11 protein-coding genes are annotated in these 16,135 nt (G+C 68.7%); 4 read left to right on the top strand and 7 right to left on the bottom strand.

Going from position 1 to position 16,135, the window contains the following annotated elements; genetic code table 11:
* Positions 1-364: 364 nt before the first annotated feature.
* The 4 genes from AAFN86_RS12080 to AAFN86_RS12065 all read left to right on the top strand — a co-directional run bounded on the left by AAFN86_RS12080 (position 365) and on the right by AAFN86_RS12065 (position 7,083).
* Positions 365-2,485: a sodium-translocating pyrophosphatase gene (locus AAFN86_RS12080; protein WP_347543576.1), complete on the top strand. Its 2,121-nt coding sequence runs from the start codon at positions 365-367 to the stop codon at positions 2,483-2,485.
* A gap of 180 nt (positions 2,486-2,665) precedes the next feature.
* Positions 2,666-3,904 carry an NAD(P)-binding domain-containing protein gene (locus tag AAFN86_RS12075; RefSeq protein WP_347543575.1) on the top strand — a complete coding sequence of 413 codons (1,239 nt, stop codon included), beginning with the start codon at positions 2,666-2,668 and terminating at the stop codon, positions 3,902-3,904.
* A 285-nt stretch (positions 3,905-4,189) separates the two neighbouring features.
* Positions 4,190-4,906: an MgtC/SapB family protein gene (locus tag AAFN86_RS12070; RefSeq protein ID WP_347543574.1), complete on the top strand. Its 717-nt coding sequence runs from the start codon at positions 4,190-4,192 to the stop codon at positions 4,904-4,906.
* 137 nt (positions 4,907-5,043) lie between these two features.
* On the top strand, positions 5,044-7,083 hold the full coding sequence (locus AAFN86_RS12065) for a protein-disulfide reductase DsbD domain-containing protein (RefSeq protein ID WP_347543573.1): 2,040 nt from the start codon (positions 5,044-5,046) through the stop codon (positions 7,081-7,083).
* 216 nt (positions 7,084-7,299) lie between these two features.
* Here the strand turns inward: AAFN86_RS12065 and AAFN86_RS12060 are convergent, their stop codons facing one another.
* From AAFN86_RS12060 to ctaD, 7 genes are all read right to left on the bottom strand, one after another.
* Positions 7,300-7,869 carry a GNAT family N-acetyltransferase gene (locus AAFN86_RS12060; RefSeq protein WP_347543572.1) on the bottom strand — a complete coding sequence of 190 codons (570 nt, stop codon included), beginning with the start codon at positions 7,867-7,869 and terminating at the stop codon, positions 7,300-7,302.
* A gap of 79 nt (positions 7,870-7,948) precedes the next feature.
* Complete coding sequence (gene rpoD / locus AAFN86_RS12055; RefSeq protein ID WP_347543571.1) at positions 7,949-9,874, bottom strand: RNA polymerase sigma factor RpoD; 1,926 nt, start codon at positions 9,872-9,874, stop codon at positions 7,949-7,951.
* 70 nt (positions 9,875-9,944) lie between these two features.
* Positions 9,945-11,741, bottom strand: a complete 1,797-nt coding sequence (gene dnaG / locus AAFN86_RS12050) for a DNA primase (protein WP_347543570.1) — start codon at positions 11,739-11,741, stop codon at positions 9,945-9,947.
* A 701-nt stretch (positions 11,742-12,442) separates the two neighbouring features.
* Positions 12,443-13,057, bottom strand: a complete 615-nt coding sequence (locus tag AAFN86_RS12045; protein WP_347543569.1) for a cytochrome c oxidase assembly protein — start codon at positions 13,055-13,057, stop codon at positions 12,443-12,445.
* A 353-nt stretch (positions 13,058-13,410) separates the two neighbouring features.
* On the bottom strand, positions 13,411-13,542 hold the full coding sequence (locus AAFN86_RS12040; protein WP_347543568.1) for a hypothetical protein: 132 nt from the start codon (positions 13,540-13,542) through the stop codon (positions 13,411-13,413).
* Positions 13,539-14,498 carry a heme o synthase gene (locus tag AAFN86_RS12035; RefSeq protein WP_408906600.1) on the bottom strand — a complete coding sequence of 320 codons (960 nt, stop codon included), beginning with the start codon at positions 14,496-14,498 and terminating at the stop codon, positions 13,539-13,541. The genes AAFN86_RS12040 and AAFN86_RS12035 overlap by 4 nt, the downstream gene beginning before the upstream one ends.
* A gap of 24 nt (positions 14,499-14,522) precedes the next feature.
* Positions 14,523-16,115, bottom strand: a complete 1,593-nt coding sequence (gene ctaD, locus AAFN86_RS12030; protein ID WP_347543567.1) for a cytochrome c oxidase subunit I — start codon at positions 16,113-16,115, stop codon at positions 14,523-14,525.
* Positions 16,116-16,135 lie beyond the last annotated feature (20 nt).

Genomic DNA, 16,135 nt, shown 5'->3' with positions numbered 1-16,135 from the left:
CCTGCACCGCGTTCTTTTGACAGCCCGCCATTGATGCCGCAGGCGATTTTTGGGCGGCAATACCTAATATCCGACGTTGCCTGGCGCCCGAAAGGCAACCCACCCATCCCCGGCACCAAAATCCCGCATTCCAAAGGCCCGTTGGCCTTTGGTGGGGGGAGGTCCGGAGGGGGGCAAAGCCCCTCTCCGCCGCACCCATTGAAATTTGATGATATTCCTATATCGCGCCCGGACCAGCCTTCGGGGACGACATCCCGTCCCGTTGCGCGCTCTCCCATTCCCCCTCTAGCCTTCGGTTTGGCCTGCGAAAGACGGGTCGTGGCGGCGAGGTGCCGCTGATGTTCGAGGGGGAGTCCGCGATTTGTTGACCGTTTGGCTGATCATCGTGATCGCGCTGGGGGCGTGTTCCGTCGCCTATGGCGTGTACACCGCCAAGGATGTGCTCTCCCGCGACCCGGGCAATGAGCGCATGCAGGAGATCGCGCAGGCGATCCAGGAAGGTGCCAACGCCTATTTGAAGCGGCAATACACCACCATCGCCATCGTCGGCGCGGTGCTGTTCGTACTGGTCGCGTGGCGGCTCGGCATGACCGTCGCCATCGGCTTCCTGTTGGGTGCGGTGCTGTCGGGCGCGGCGGGTTTCATCGGCATGAACGTGTCGGTGCGTGCCAATCTGCGCACCGCGCAGGCGGCGATCGGCTCGCTGGCCGGGGGGCTCGATGTCGCGTTCAAGTCGGGCGCGATCACCGGCATGCTGGTGGCGGGCCTCGCGCTGCTGGGGGTGGCCGTCTATTTCTTCCTGCTGGTGGTGATCGGCGGCTTCGCGCCGAATGACCGGCTGGTGATCGATGCGCTGGTGGCACTCGGCTTCGGTGCGTCGCTGATCTCGATCTTCGCGCGGCTGGGCGGCGGCATCTTCACCAAGGGTGCAGATGTCGGCGGCGACATGGTCGGCAAGGTCGAGGCCGGCATCCCCGAGGACGACCCCCGCAACCCGGCGACCATCGCCGACAACGTGGGCGACAATGTCGGCGACTGCGCCGGCATGGCGGCGGATTTGTTCGAGACCTATGCGGTGACGATGGTCGCCACGATGGTGCTGGCGGCGATCGCGTTCGCCGGCACCGACTTCCTGCGCGCAGGCATGATCTTCCCGCTGGCGATCGGCGCGGTCTGCGTCGTGACGTCGATCGTCGGCACGTATTTCGTGAAGCTGCCGGCGAACAACAACATCATGGGGGCGATGTATCGCGGCTTCGCGGTGACCGGTGCGCTGTCGCTGGTGGCGCTGCTGCCGCTGTCCTACCTGATCTTCGGCACGGGCCGGGCGACGGCGGCGGGCGCGACGTTCAGCGCCTTCGACCTGTTCCTGTGCGGCGTGGTGGGCCTGGCGGTGACCGGGCTGATCATCTGGATCACCGAATACTACACCGGCACGAACTTCCGCCCGGTGAAGTCGATCGCGGAATCATCCGTGACGGGCCACGGCACCAACGTGATCCGGGGCTTGGCCGTGTCGATGGAATCCACCGCCCTGCCGGCGCTGGTGATCATCGCGGGCATCCTGGTGTCTTACGCGCTGGCGGGGCTGTATGGCATCGCCATCGCGGTCACGACCATGCTGGCGCTGGCCGGCATGGTGGTAGCGCTCGATGCCTTCGGACCGGTGACGGACAATGCCGGCGGCATTGCCGAGATGGCCGGGCTGCCCAAGGAAATCCGCCAAACCACCGACGCGCTCGACGCGGTGGGCAACACCACCAAGGCGGTGACCAAGGGGTATGCGATCGGCTCGGCCGCGCTGGGTGCGGTGGTGCTGTTCGCGGCGTACACGCAGGACCTCAACTACTTCATCACCAATGCGGCGACCTACCCGTACTTCCGGGGGGTGACGGCGATCGACTTCTCGCTGGCCAATCCCTACGTCGTCGTCGGGCTGCTGTTCGGCGGCATGCTGCCGTACCTGTTCGGCGGCATGGCGATGACCGCGGTGGGCCGCGCGGCGATGAGCGTGGTCGAGGAAGTGCGGCGCCAGTTCCGCGAGAAGCCGGGCATCATGCAGGGCACCGAGAAGCCGGATTACGGCCGCGCGGTGGACATGCTGACCAAGGCGGCGATCAAGGAGATGATCATCCCGTCGCTGCTGCCGGTGCTCTCGCCGCTGGTGATCTACTTCGGCATCCAGGCGGTTGCCGGGAAGGCGCAGGCCTTCGCGGCACTCGGCGCGATGCTGCTGGGCGTGATCGTCAACGGCTTCTTCGTCGCGGTGTCGATGACCACGGGTGGTGGCGCATGGGACAACGCGAAGAAGTACATCGAGGACGGCCACCATGGCGGCAAGGGATCCGACGCGCACAAGGCGGCGGTGACCGGCGACACGGTAGGCGATCCGTACAAGGACACCGCCGGCCCGGCGGTGAACCCGATGATCAAGATCACCAACATCGTCGCACTGCTGCTGCTGGCGATGCTGGCGCACAGCTAGTGCCGTGAGCTCCCCGATCGCGGCACGGCCGCGATCGGGATGGGACTGGGAGGGGCGCCGCAGGGCGCCCCTTCTGCTTTCCGGAGCCGGCGTCGCGGCCCGGCGCCGGACGGTTTTCACGTGCCTGTGAACCCAGGATCGTGCTGGGCTGGTGTGCCGTGGGCATGCGGGAGCACGTGGATGGCATCCACCGAGCAGGCGGAGCATGTGGGGACGCTCGTCATCGGCGGCGGCCAGGCCGGCCTTGCGATGAGCGAGCAGCTCAGCCTGCACGGCTTGCCGCATTGCGTGATCGAGCGCGGCCGCATCGCCGAGCGCTGGCGCAGCGAACGCTGGGACGGGTTGTGCCTGCTGGGACCGAACTGGGCCACAAGCGTCGGCGGCTTCGCCTGGAATGGCGGCGACCCCGACGGGTTTGCGCCGCGTGACGCGGTGGTGGCCTTTCTTGCCGACTATGCCGCGCACATCGCCGCCCCGGTGCGCTGCGGGGTGACCGCAACCGCCCTGTGCCGCACGACCGACAGCCCCCTGTATCGCGTCGAGACCTCCCACGGCCCGATCGAAGCGAATAGCGTCGTCATTGCCACCGGCCCCTTTCAGCGGCCGGTCATCCCCGCGCCTTTCGCGGGCGATCTCGGCGTGCTGTCGCTGCACGCCAGCGCCTACCGCAATCCGGCGCAACTCCCCGACGGTGCCGTCCTTGTCGTCGGCGCCGGCGCCTCCGGCGCACAGATCGCCGAGGAGTTGCTGCGCGCCGGCCGCCATGTCCATCTGTCGATCGGCCGTCATGTGCGGTCGCCACGGCGCTATCGCGGGCGCGACTCGGTCTGGTGGCGCATGGCCATGGGCGAGTGGGACGAGGAGGTGGCTGGTCGCACGCGGCCACGCGGCGCCTTGGCGAATTCCGGCGCCTATGGCGGGTACACCATCGACTACCGCGCCTTCGCCGCGCGCGGCGGAGTACTGCTCGGCCGCACGGAGGCAATGTCCGGCGGCGTGATGCATTTCGCGTGCGATCTGGCGGAGAGCCTCGCCGGGGGCGATGCCGCCCTGCGCGCCTTCTGCGACGCGGCGGACGCCCATGCCGAGCGCGAAGGGCTGGACCTGCCGGAGGACCCCGCCGCACGGGTTGGGTTGCCCGATCCGCCCTGCGTCACGGATCCGATCCGAGACCTGGACCTGCGGGCCGCCGGCATCACCACGATCATCTGGGCGACCGGCTATGCGCTGGATTTCCGCTGGATCGACCTGCCGGTGGTGGATGAAGTCGGGCAGCCGCGGCATCGGCGCGGCGTGACCGAATTGCCGGGGCTGTATTTCCTCGGGCTGCCCTGGCAGACGCGGCGGAATTCCGCCTTCCTGAACGGCGTCGGCGTGGATGCGGCCGAGATCGTCGCGGATATGCTGGCGCGGCGGTGACCGGCGCGGGAGCGCGCCCCGCGCAGGCGCGGCGGGACCTCGGCATCGGCCTCGGTCCCCGACAGGCGGGCGAAACGCCGCGTCCCGCCCGATCAGCGCTTCCCGCCCCTGGGCGGATTTCTCGGTCAGGCCGGTCAGTTCCCGCGATCGGGCAAACTGGTCGTCGTCCATGGCGATGATGCTGCGGATGGTGCGCGGCGTGACCCTTTCGTGGCACCGGTCCGCCCATGCGCGGACCGTGTTAGGGATGACCGCTTCGATCTTCTGACCGGATGATTCGCGCCCTTGGCCTTCCTCCAGACCATCCAGTTGCTGCCCGTCCTGGACAGCGCCTTCAGCCTGTTCGTCGCCTTCGTGATGGGCACGCTGGTCGGCATGGAAGGCCAGTTCCGCCAGCGCAGCGCCGGGCTGCGGACCAACACGCTGGTCGCCGTCGGCGCGGCCGCCTTCGTCGATATCGGCCAGCGCCTGGCCGGCGATGCCGAGGCGGTGCGCGTCATCTCCTACGTCGTCTCCGGCATCGGCTTCCTGGGTGCCGGCGTCATCATGAAGGACGGCACGAATGTCCGCGGCCTCAACACCGCGGCGACGCTGTGGGGGTCCGGGGCGATCGGCGCCGCGGCGGGGTCGGACCTGGTGGTCGAGGCGGTGCTGATCACCGCCTTCGTGCTCGCCGGCAACACGCTGCTGCTGCCGCTGGTGACCTGGGTCGAGCGCCGCCCGGTCAACCAGGCGCGCACCGAGGCACGCAACGAGGTACGCATGACAACGGATGCCGCCAGCCTGCCGGTGGTCCGCCGTCATCTTATCGAACGGCTGCAGGCGGCGAAGTACCCGGTGGCGGATATCGAGGTGGTCGAACGCGCCGACGATGCTGTCGAAGTGGTCGCCGCGCTAGTCAGCACCGCCGTGGTGGCGCGCGAGATCGAGTCGGTGCTGGAGGCGTTGCACCGCCACCCCGGCATCACCGACGCGGCCTGGGAGAGCAGCGTGCTGGAATGAACCCGCGAATGCGCGGCATGCCGGCCACGCGGGAACAGCCTTGTTCGCCGATCGGGCGGCAGGCCGCCATGGCCCAGACGCCTTATTCGGTGACGAAGCACTTGCACTGGGCGTCGGGAGGCCCTTCATGCGCCTCCATGCTGCGCCTGTTCGCCCTGCTCGCCGCCCTGATGGCTGCCGCCCCCACGGCGTGGGCAATCGAAAGCGCGCCTGTCACCTCCCCCCGCGCGACCGTCACGCTGATCGCCGACCAGGCGGCCCTCGCCCCGGGCCAACCGTTCCGGGTCGCGTTGCGCCAGCGCCTTGCCCCGGGCTGGCACACCTACTGGATCAATCCGGGCGATGCCGGGCAGCCGCCCGAAGTCACGCTGGCGCTGCCCGAGGGCGCCACGGCCGGCGCCATGCGCTTCCCCGCACCCCAGCGCATCCCATTCGGCCCGCTGGTGAATTTCGGCTACGAGGGTGAGGCCGTCTTCAACATCCCGGTGACCCCGCCGGCCTCCCTGCGCCCGGGCGAGACCTTCACCCTCGTCGCCGATGCGACCTGGCTGGTCTGCGAGCAGGTCTGCATACCCGAGAATGGCGCCTTCCGCCTGGATATCCCGGTGGAGGCCGCGCCGCGCCCCGATCCGGTGACCGGCCCGACCTTCACTGCCGCCGAGGCGGCCGAACCGCGCGCCGGTCCTTTCGCCGCGCGGGTCGGCTTCGACGGCATCCATGGCGCGATCGACATCACCGGCCCGGCCATCGCGCCAGGTGCGGTGCGGGATGCCTTCTTCTTCCCGATCGAGGCCAACCTGCTCGACAACGCCGCACCGCAACCGTTGACGGTGCGCGATGGGGTGCTGCGCCTTGGCCTGACGCGCGCACGGGCGGAACCGCTTCCGCCGGCCATCGAGGGCGTGGTCGCCATCACCGACGCGGCAGGGGTGCGCGGGGCCTATCTGATCTCGGCACCGCCGGGCGAGGTGCCGGCGGCGGGCGGGCTGCCGCTGTGGCAGGCGGTGCTGTTCGCCGCCCTGGGTGGGTTGATCCTGAACCTGATGCCCTGCGTCTTCCCCATCCTGGCGATGAAGGCGGTTGCGCTGGCGCGGCTGTCGGGGGCGGCAGGCGGGACGGTGCGAGCCCACGCTGCGTCCTATACCGCCGGGGTGGTGCTGTCCTTCCTTGCTCTGGGTGGCCTGATGATCGGGCTGCGCGCCGCCGGTGGCGTGGCGGGCTGGGGGTTCCAGTTCACCTCGCCGGTCTTCGTCGGCGCGATGGCCTGGCTGATGCTCGCGGTGGGGCTGAACCTGTCGGGGGTCTATGGCTTGGGCGGGCCGGTCTCCGCGGGCGGCGCGCTGGCCGGGCGGGGCGGGCATGCCGGGTCGTTCTTCACCGGGACGCTGGCGGTGCTGGTGGCGACGCCCTGCACGGCGCCGTTCATGGCGGCGGCGATCGGCGCGGCGCTGGGGCTCGGCGCGGTCGAGGCGCTGGCCGTGTTCGGCGCGATGGGGCTGGGGATGGCGCTGCCTTACGCGGTGCTGGGTGCAGCGCCGGGGCTGGCGAGGGTGCTGCCGAAGCCGGGCGTCTGGATGGACCGGCTGAAGCAGGGTCTCGCCTTCCCGATGTACGGCGCGGCCGCCTGGCTTGTTTGGGTGCTGGCGGAACAGGCCGGGCCGCCGGCGGTGCTGGTGGTGCTGGTGGGCGGCGTGCTGATCGGCTTCGCGGCCTGGGCGGTTGGCCTGGCGCAGGCTTCCGGCGGCCGTCTGGGGCGCTTCGTCGGCGCCGTCGCCATGGTTGGTGCGCTGGCGCTGCTGCCGGTGCTGCACGCGGCCCCTGCCCCAGCGCAGACGACCGGGGCGGAAGGCGCGGAAGCCTGGTCCGAGGCGCGGCTGGCCGCCCTGCTGGCCGAGGGACGGCCGGTCTTCGTCAACCTGACGGCGGCCTGGTGCATCACCTGCAAGGTCAATGAGCGCATCGCCCTGGGCACCGAGGGCGTGCGCACCGCCTTCGCGCAGCGCGGCGTGACGGTGCTGACCGGGGACTGGACGCGCGGGGATCCGGCGATCACCGCCGCGTTGCGCGCCCATGGGCGGGATGGCGTGCCGCTGTACCTGTATTATCCGGCCGGAGCGACGACGCCGCGCATCCTGCCACAGATCCTGACAGAGGGGATCGTGCTCGGGGCATTGTAAGGGCCGGAACGGCGAGGGGCGCTGTTCGGCGCGCCGCGCCGGCGTTCGATGTGCCGGGGCGGCGGACCGGAAAGGGCGCCTTCCGCATGACCCGATGACTGTGGCGCGCAACGGTTCGCGCCCACGCAGGATTTGCGCCACCATCCGCGCCATGCGCCCACGGCCCAGCCCCCCTGGCTGGGCGGCTTGGAGGGGAAGCCGCCCCTCTCGGCGCCCTCAGCGCCCCAGATGCGCCGGGATGCGCAGCCCGAGCCGCGTCGGCACCGGCCAGACCTCCCGCACCGTGCGCAGTGTCCGGAAGCCGGCGGCGAGGTAGGCCGGCAGGGCGCGCGGATGGTCGGCCGTGCAGGTGTTCACCGTGACCATCGCCTTGCCGGCCGCCCAGGCGGCATCGACCGCGTGGCGCAGGAAGGCGCGGCCAACCCCGGTGCCGATCGCCCAGGGCATCAGGCCGAAATAGGCGAGGTTCACCGCATGCGGATGCCGGCGGTCGAGCTCATAGAACCCCGCCGGCTCGCCATCCTTCATCAGCACGTGGATCGACACGGCCTGCATCGACAACAGCGCGGCAAGATCGGCATCGGAGGCGGTGCGACGCATCCACCACAGCCAGGGTTCGCCCACCGTGTCGTAGAGGTAGCGATAGAACGGCACGGAGCAATGACGCGCCTGCTCCACCCGGACATCGGCTGGCAGCGGGCGCGGCGGGTCGGTCGGCGGGGCTTCCATACGCAGGAAGGTGACGTCGACCACCACCTCCTGGATGCCACTCAATGTTGCCGCCATGGGCGCGAACCCCCTGTTTGGCGCGACTCTCGCGGGTAGGCGGCGGGGTGGTCAACGGGGGCGTGAACCCCCGTCGCCATCAATTGTCGAGGAAGGACCGCAGCTTCCGCGACCGGCTGGGGTGCTTCAGCTTGCGCAGCGCCTTGGCCTCGATCTGCCGGATGCGTTCGCGCGTCACGTTGAACTGCTGGCCGACTTCTTCGAGCGTGTGGTCGGTGTTCATGCCGATGCCGAAGCGCATGCGCAGCACGCGTTCCTCGCGCGGCGTGAGCGAAGCCAGCACGCGCGTCGTCGCTTCGCGCAGGTTGGACTGGATGGCGGCATCCAGCGGGATGACCGCCGCCTTGTCCTCGATGAAGTCGCCGAGATGGCTGTCTTCCTCGTCGCCGATCGGCGTCTCCAGCGAGATCGGCTCCTTGGCGATCTTGAGGACCTTGCGGACCTTCTCCAAGGGCATGCCGAGCTTCTCGGCCAGTTCCTCGGGCTGCGGCTCGCGGCCGATCTCGTGCAGCATCTGGCGCGACGTCCGGACCAGCTTGTTGATCGTCTCGATCATGTGGACCGGGATGCGGATGGTCCGCGCCTGGTCGGCGATGGACCGCGTGATCGCCTGGCGGATCCACCAGGTCGCATAGGTGCTGAACTTGTAGCCGCGGCGGTATTCGAACTTATCCACCGCCTTCATCAGGCCGATATTGCCCTCCTGGATCAGATCCAGGAACTGCAGGCCGCGGTTCGTGTACTTCTTGGCGATGGAGATCACGAGGCGGAGGTTGGCCTCGATCATCTCCTTCTTCGCCTGGGTCATGTCGCGCTCACCGCGGCTGACCGTCGCGTAGACGCGCTTGTATTCCGCCACCGGCATGCCGGTCAGGTTGGCGACCTCGGCGATGCGGGCGCGGATCTGCTCGACCTCGACGCTCGACTTGGCGACGAAGGCCTTCCAGTTCTTCGACGGTAGGGCGCCGACGCGCTCCAGCCAGGACGGGTCGAGTTCCGACCCGCGCCACTGCTGCAGGAAGTCCTCGCGCTTGACCTTGTGCGCCTCGGCCTGGCGCAGCACCTGCCCTTCGAGCACCGTCAGCTTGCGATTGAGGCCTTTGAGCTGGTCGACCAGTTCCTCGATGCGGTTGTTGTGGAGGTGGACCTTTTCCACCAGCGCAATCAGCTCGCGACGCAGCTTCTCGTAGTTCTTCTCGCCACGACCAACGAGCTCCTCGCCGGCATGGTAGGCATCCATGCGCTTGTTCGAGAGCTTCTGCAGCTTGCCGTACAGGCTCTCGATCTCGGCGAAGTTCGCCAGCACTTCCGGCTTCAGCTTTTCCTCGAGCGCGGAGAGCGACAGGCCCATCCCCTCGCCCTCGTCGCCTTCCTCGAATTCCTCCTCGGCGGCCTCGGCGGGCGCGCCATCGGGGTTGCCGGCGGATTGCGTGGCTTCGAGGTCGATGACGTCGCGCAGCAGCATGCGCGGCGGCGTGGCCTTCACCGCCTCATGCCAGCGCAGGATGGCCTGGAAGGTCAGCGGGCTCTCGCAGAGGCCCCCGATCATCATGTCCCGGCCGGCCTCGATGCGCTTGGCGATGGCGATCTCGCCCTCGCGGCTCAGCAGTTCGACCGAGCCCATCTCGCGCAGGTACATGCGCACCGGGTCATCGGTGCGGCCGAGGGATTCCTCATCGACGTTGCCGCCGGATTCCTCCTCCTCCTCGCCATCCTTCTTTTCGGCCGGCTTGGCGACGGCGGTCTCGCCGTCCTCGCTTTCCTCGTTCTCGACGACGTTGACGCCGGCCTCGCTCAGCATGGCCATGGTGTCCTCGATCGTCTCGGAGGAGACCTGGTCCTGCGGCAGGGCGGCGTTGATCTCGTCATAGGTGACGTAGCCGCGCTCCTTGCCCCGGGCGATCAGCTTCTTCACGGCCGCCGACTGGGTATCGAGCAGCAGTCCCTCGACCTGCTCGTCCCGCGTCTCGGTCGTCTCAGCCCCGCTCGCCGCCTTGCTCGCCATGCGCTTTCCGCTCCGTCCAACGGTTTCGGGCATCCGGTGTGGCCGGATGCCCGAAAAAAAGGTCTCACTACTATGCGGCGTCGCCAGACGCCCCGGAGGCCCCTTCCCCGCGGCGGAGCGCGTCGAGCGCCTCCGTCACCAGGATGAGCCGGCGTTGCGCCGAGGGGTCATTCGTCTCGGCCAGAATATGCCGGGCTTCCTGCTGGTCCTCGATCAATTCAGCCTCGCCGCGCAGGCGCAGGAAGAAATGCCAGAAGCCTTCCTCGACCTCCCCGGGCAGGGACTGAGGCCCCGCCGCGAGAGGCAGGCCGGTCGGCATCAACGCCCAGGCCACTGCATCTTCCACACCGTATCGGCCGAGGTGGGCGATCAGCCCCTCAGAGTCAAGCGGCTCGGCGGCGACATGCCATGCCAGAATCGCGTCCCGCAGTTGCGTCGCGCGTCCTTCGGGCAAATCGAGCAACCCGATCGCCTCCTCAACCTGGGGCAGCAGCCAGGGATGGCGCAGGATTATGGCGAACATCATCCGCGCCCGTTCGGCCCGCACCGGGCCGGCTTCGATGGCCGGGCGGGCGGGCCGGCGGGGCATCGGCTTCCCCCCGGTCTTGACGCGGGAGGCCGCGAAGAAGCGATCGAGCAACACCCGGCGATATTCCGCCGCCAGCGCCTTGTCCGGGATTGCCCCGGCCGCACCCGCAAGGCGGTTGCGCAGGGCGGCGCGCTGTTCGGGGGTGGCGGCGGGGCGGCCTTCGGTGATCAGGCCGAACAGCGCCTCGGACATCGGCTGGGCCGCATCCAGCACCGCTTGGAAGGCCGCCGGGCCGCGCTTGGCTGTCAGCGTGTCGGGGTCCTCCCCCGAGGGCAGGGTGGCGAGCCGCAGCGTCCGTTCCGTCGAGATCAGCGGCAGGGCGAGTTCCGCTGCCCGGGCCGCCGCCCGCGCGCCGGCCGCATCGCCATCGAAGCACAACACCGGCTCGGGCGAGATGCGCCAGAGTTCTTCCAGCTGTTCGGGCGTCAGCGCCGTGCCGAGCGGTGCCACCGCGCCGGTGAAGCCCGCCTGGTGCAGCGCGATGACGTCCATGTAGCCCTCGACGGCGACGACGGCCGCGCCCCGGAACGCGCCCTCCCGCGCCAGGTCCAGGCCGTAGAGGCCCATCCGCTTGCGGAACAGCGGCGTCTCCGGACTGTTCACGTATTTCGGCTGGCCATCGCCGAGGATGCGCCCGCCGAAGGCGATGACCCGGCCGCGCCGGTCGCGGATCGGGAACATGACGCGCGAGAAGAAGAAGTCGCGGGATGGTTCGCCGGCCTCGCCTTCCCGCAGCAGCCCGGCCTCGATCATCTGGGCCTCGGTGATGTCCTCCCCGCGCAGGTCGGCGGCGAGCGCCCCGCGACCGCCCGGCGCCCAGCCGAGGGTGAAGTCGCGGATCGTCTGTTCCTTCAGTCCCCGGCGCAGCAGGTAGTCGAGCGCGGCGCGTCCCTCCGGCAGGAACAATCGGCGATGATAGGCCTCGGCGGCCGCGGCCATGACGGCGTGCAGGTCGCGCGCGCGGCGGTCCCGCGCGGCTTCCTGCGCGGAGGGCTTGGGGACCTCCATGCCGGCCTCGGCGGCCAGGCGTTCGACAGCCTCGGGGAAGGCGGCCCCCTCGGCACGCATCAGGAAGGAGATGGCATCCCCGTGCGCGCCGCAGCCGAAGCAATGGAAGTGGTCGTCATAGACGTAGAAGGACGGTGTCTTTTCGCCATGAAAGGGGCAGCAGCCCTTCCAGTTGCGACCCGACTTCGCCAGCCGCGTCTTGCGGCCGATCAGGCCGGGCAAGGGCGTGCGGGCGCGCAGCTCGTCGAGGAAGGCGGGGGAAAGGGCCATGGGTCGGGGGGCTGTAGCACAGAAGCGGGCAAGGCCCGGAGGGGGCGATTGGCGCCGGATGCCGCGGCGGCCGGGGAATGTTGCGCCGGGCCTTGGTGGCGGATTGGAGGGGCTTTGTCCCTCCAAGCCACCCCACCAAAGGCCAGTGGGCCTTTGGAAACCGATACCAGGCTTAGACCCCGATCGGTTGGAGGGATCTGGTCGGGTGACGATGCCCGCAAGACAACGCGGTAAGGACGTTGCCGGGTGCCAGGGCGAACGGAAAGGAGGCGAGATCAGATCCCGATCGGGTGCGGTCACCTGACCGAGTGAGGATGTTCGCGATGACAGAAGCCAGGAGCCCTGGCTGGAAGCCATGGCGCGGGGAAACGGCTCCATCGCCTGGAACCGGCCCCGATCGGGGGGGGTCACCTGAGCGGGTGACACCGCTCGCGAGAGCAATGGGCTGGAGACGGTGCCGTGAGCCGGCGCGAACGGGAACGCCTCTGGCCGGGTGGGTGAGCCCGATCGCCATGGGCGCGTCAGGATCGGGAGACGATGTCGGCTGCGTCCCGGTCGTTCGGCCAGTCGCATGGTGATGGTTGCCGAGGCGATGGGTCTCGTTCGAGGGGCGCTGAAGCCTATGAGGGCGCCTCAAAGGACCAGCGGCGGCGGGGTGCCGAACACCAACAGGACCCGCATTCCGAAGCAGGATGGGCCCGTCAGTTGGTCCGCCCGCCCGACCGCCCGACATGGGCCCCGGCATTGGCCAGCGCGCCGGCGCGCTGCGCGTCCTCGATGGTGCGGAAGAAGGTATACGACAGGGTGATCGCCGTGACGTCGCGCGTGTTGGGGTCCTCGGCGATGCGGGGATCGACCCAGAACGACACCGGCATGTCCGCCCTCTGGCCCGGCGTCAGCGTCTGTTCGTCGAAGCAGAAGCAGGCGACCTTGTGGAAATACCGGCCGACCTTCTCGGGCGTCACGTTGTAGACCGAAATGCCGGTGACCGGCGTCGTCGCCTGGTTGGTGGCGGTGTAGAAGGCGAGGCCTTCCTCACCCAGGCGAACAGTCATGCTGGGCTGCTCAGGCTGGAAGCGCCACGGCAGGCCGCGGTCCGTCTGGGCGGCGAAGCGGACCTGGATGGTGCGTTCAGTCGCACCCGGGGCGGCCTGCCCGGTCTGCACCGTGCCATTGTACCCGGTGATGCTGCAGAACAGCGTGTACAGCGGCACCGAGGCGAAGGAGAGGCCAACCATCCCCGCCGCGACGGTGGCAATGGTGAATCCGGCGCGCCTGTTGCGGCGCTTCATTGCCGCGGCCCGTGTCTCGTCCATGGGGGTCATCTGCCCCCGTGGCGGGTGCTTGGCAAGGGCAGGATGGCGCGCGGCCGGACACGGCGACGCCTGGCGCCACCGCGACTCGGATCGCGGTCGCGCAAAACCGCCAGCCGTCGGCGCGGCTCGCCTGCGCACCGCGGATGGATGTCGCGCGAATGCGGCTCGTCCGGAACGGACCTTTGGCGGGCACTCCATCCCCCGATCGCCGCCAGGCGGCAATCCACGGGCGCCAGGCGCGACCGCATCCTGGCCATCAGCCGGCACCAGGGCGACAATGCCCGGTGCGAAGCCAAGACCCTGCGGTTGCAGGCCGACCGGCGTTCAAGGGCGTGAAAAAAAGTCGGCGGCCGTCAGCCGCCGCGCAGCAGCCGCGCCATACCGATGAAATAGAAAAGGCCCGCAAGGCACACCAACACGACCAGGATGGCGATGTTGCGCCCCCGTCGGCGCTTCTCGAAAAGCGCGCGATCCTCAGGCGTCATGCGCCGAGGACCAGGCGATCGACAGCCAGCGCCGCGAACAGGATGAACAGGTAGTAAAGCGAGAATCGGAAGCAGGCCCGCGCCGGCGCGTCGCGCGTCAGGCTGCGTCCCGCCTCATCCTGCCGGTCGCGCAGCACGGCGATGGCATGGCGCAGGAACATTGCCCCCAGCAAGGCCGCGACGGCGGCATAGGCAGGGCCCGAGAAGCCCACCAGCCAAGGCACCAGGCCCAGCGGGGCGAGCACCACCGAATAGATCACGATCTGGCGTCGCGTCTCGCGCGCCCCGGCAGTCACCGGCAGCATGGGCACGCCGGCCCGCGCGTAGTCGTCATGTGCCCACAGCGCGAGCGACCAGAAATGCGGCGGCGTCCACATGAAGATGATGGCGAACAGGATGATCGGCACGGCCGTCACGTCGCCGGTCACCGCAGCCCAGCCGATCACCGGCGGAAAGGCGCCCGCGGCACCGCCGATGACGATGTTCTGCGACGTCCGCCGCTTCAGCCACATGGTGTAGACAAAGACATAGAAGGCAATCGACAGCGCCAGGATCACAGCGGCCGCGACATTGGTCGCCATCCACATCACCGTGACCGAGGCAACCGCAAGCCAGATGCCGAAGGCGAGCGCCGCACCCGGCGCGATGCGCCCATCGGGGATCGGCCGCTTGGCGGTACGGCGCATCACCGCATCGATGTCGCGGTCGTACCACATGTTGATGGCGCCCGCCGCGCCGGACGCAACGGCGATGCACAGGATGGCGGTCACCGCGAGGACGGGGTGCATCGCGCCCACGCCCGGCGCAACCAGCAGGCCCACCAGGCCCGAGAAGACCACGAGCGACATCACGCGCGGCTTGAGCAGCGCAATCCAGTCGCCCACTTCGGACATGTCGTAGGACGCAGGAAGGGGGGCAGCGCCCCCCTGTCCCGCTTCCATGGCGGTATCGCTCATGGTCACTCCGTCTGGTGGCGCCGCTCAGTGGACGCGCGGCAGCTCATCGAAGGTATGGAACGGCGGCGGGGAGGAAACCTGCCATTCGAGCGTGGTCGCACCCGCGCCCCAATAGTTGTCGGCCACCTTTTCCTTCGAGCGGAAGGTCAGGAAGACGACGTAGAGGAACAGCAGCAGCGACGCAGCCGAGATGTAGGACCCGATCGAGGCGAGCAGGTTCCAGCCCCACAGCGCTTCCGGGTAATCCGGGTAGCGGCGCGGCATGCCCTGGTTGCCCGAGAAGTGCATCGGGAAGAAGGTCAGGTTCACGCCGATGAAGGTGAGCCAGAAGTGCACCTTGCCCCAGAATTCCGGGTACTGGTGGCCGCTCATCTTGCCGATCCAGTAGTAGAAACCGGCATAGATGCTGAACACCGCGCCCAGCGACAGCACGTAGTGGAAGTGCGCCACGACGTAGTAGGTGTTGTGCAGCACCTGGGTGATGCCCGCATTCGCCAGCACCACGCCGGTCACGCCGCCGACCGTGAACAGGAAGATGAAGCCGATGGCGAACAGCATCGGGGTCTTCAGCTCGATCGACCCGCCCCACATGGTGGCGATCCAGGAGAAGATCTTGATGCCGGTCGGCACCGCGATCACCAGCGTCGCCGCCATGAAGTAGGCGCGGGTGTCGACCGAGATGCCCGACTGGAACATGTGGTGCGCCCACACGATGAAGCCGACGAAGCCGATCGCGACCATGGCATAGGCCATGCCGAGGTAACCGAAGACCGGCTTGCGGCTGAAGGTGCTGATCACGTGGCTGATGATGCCGAAGCCCGGCAGGATCATGATGTAGACTTCGGGGTGGCCGAAGAACCAGAACAGGTGCTGGAACAGGACCGGGTCGCCGCCGCCCTCGGGCTTGAAGAAGGCGGTGCCGAAGTTGCGGTCGGTGATCAGCATGGTGATCGCGCCGGCCAGCACGGGAACGGCCAGCAGCAGCAGGAAGGCGGTGACCAGCATTGACCACACGAACAGCGGCATCTTGTGCAGGGTCATCCCCGGCGCGCGCATGTTCAAGATGGTGGTGATGAAGTTCGCCGCGCCCATGATGGACGACGCGCCCGCCAGGTGCAGCGAGAACAGCGCCATGTCCATTGCCATGGACGGGTGAAACTGGTTGGACGACAGCGGCGGATAGATTGTCCAGCCTGCGCCCGGGCCTTCGCCCACGAAGGCGGATGCGCCCAGCAGCAGGAAGGCCGGCACCAGCAGCCAGAACGAAATGTTGTTCATGCGCGGGAAGGCCATGTCCGGCGCGCCGATCATCAGCGGCACGAACCAGTTGCCGAAGCCGCCGATCAGCGCCGGCATGACCACGAAGAACACCATGATCAGGCCGTGGGCCGAGACAATGGCATTCCACATCTGGCCGTCGGCGAAGATCTGCATGCCCGGCTGCTGCAATTCGATGCGCATCAGCACCGACATGCCGACGCCGATCAGCGCCGCGAAGACCGAGAAGATGATGTAGAGCGTCCCGATATCCTTGTGATTGGTCGAGAACAGCCAGCGGGACACGAAGCCCGGCTTGTGGTCGTGGTCGTCGTGATGCGCGTCGGTTGCGATGGCCATCGTTCTTCCTCCGGATCGCG

The organism is Roseomonas sp. CAU 1739, from assembly GCF_039839775.1.
In the GTDB taxonomy this organism is placed as follows: Bacteria; Pseudomonadota; Alphaproteobacteria; order Acetobacterales; family Acetobacteraceae; genus Neoroseomonas.
The sequence above is the reverse complement of the archived record's forward strand: the minus strand, read 5'-3'. Positions and strand labels throughout refer to the sequence as shown.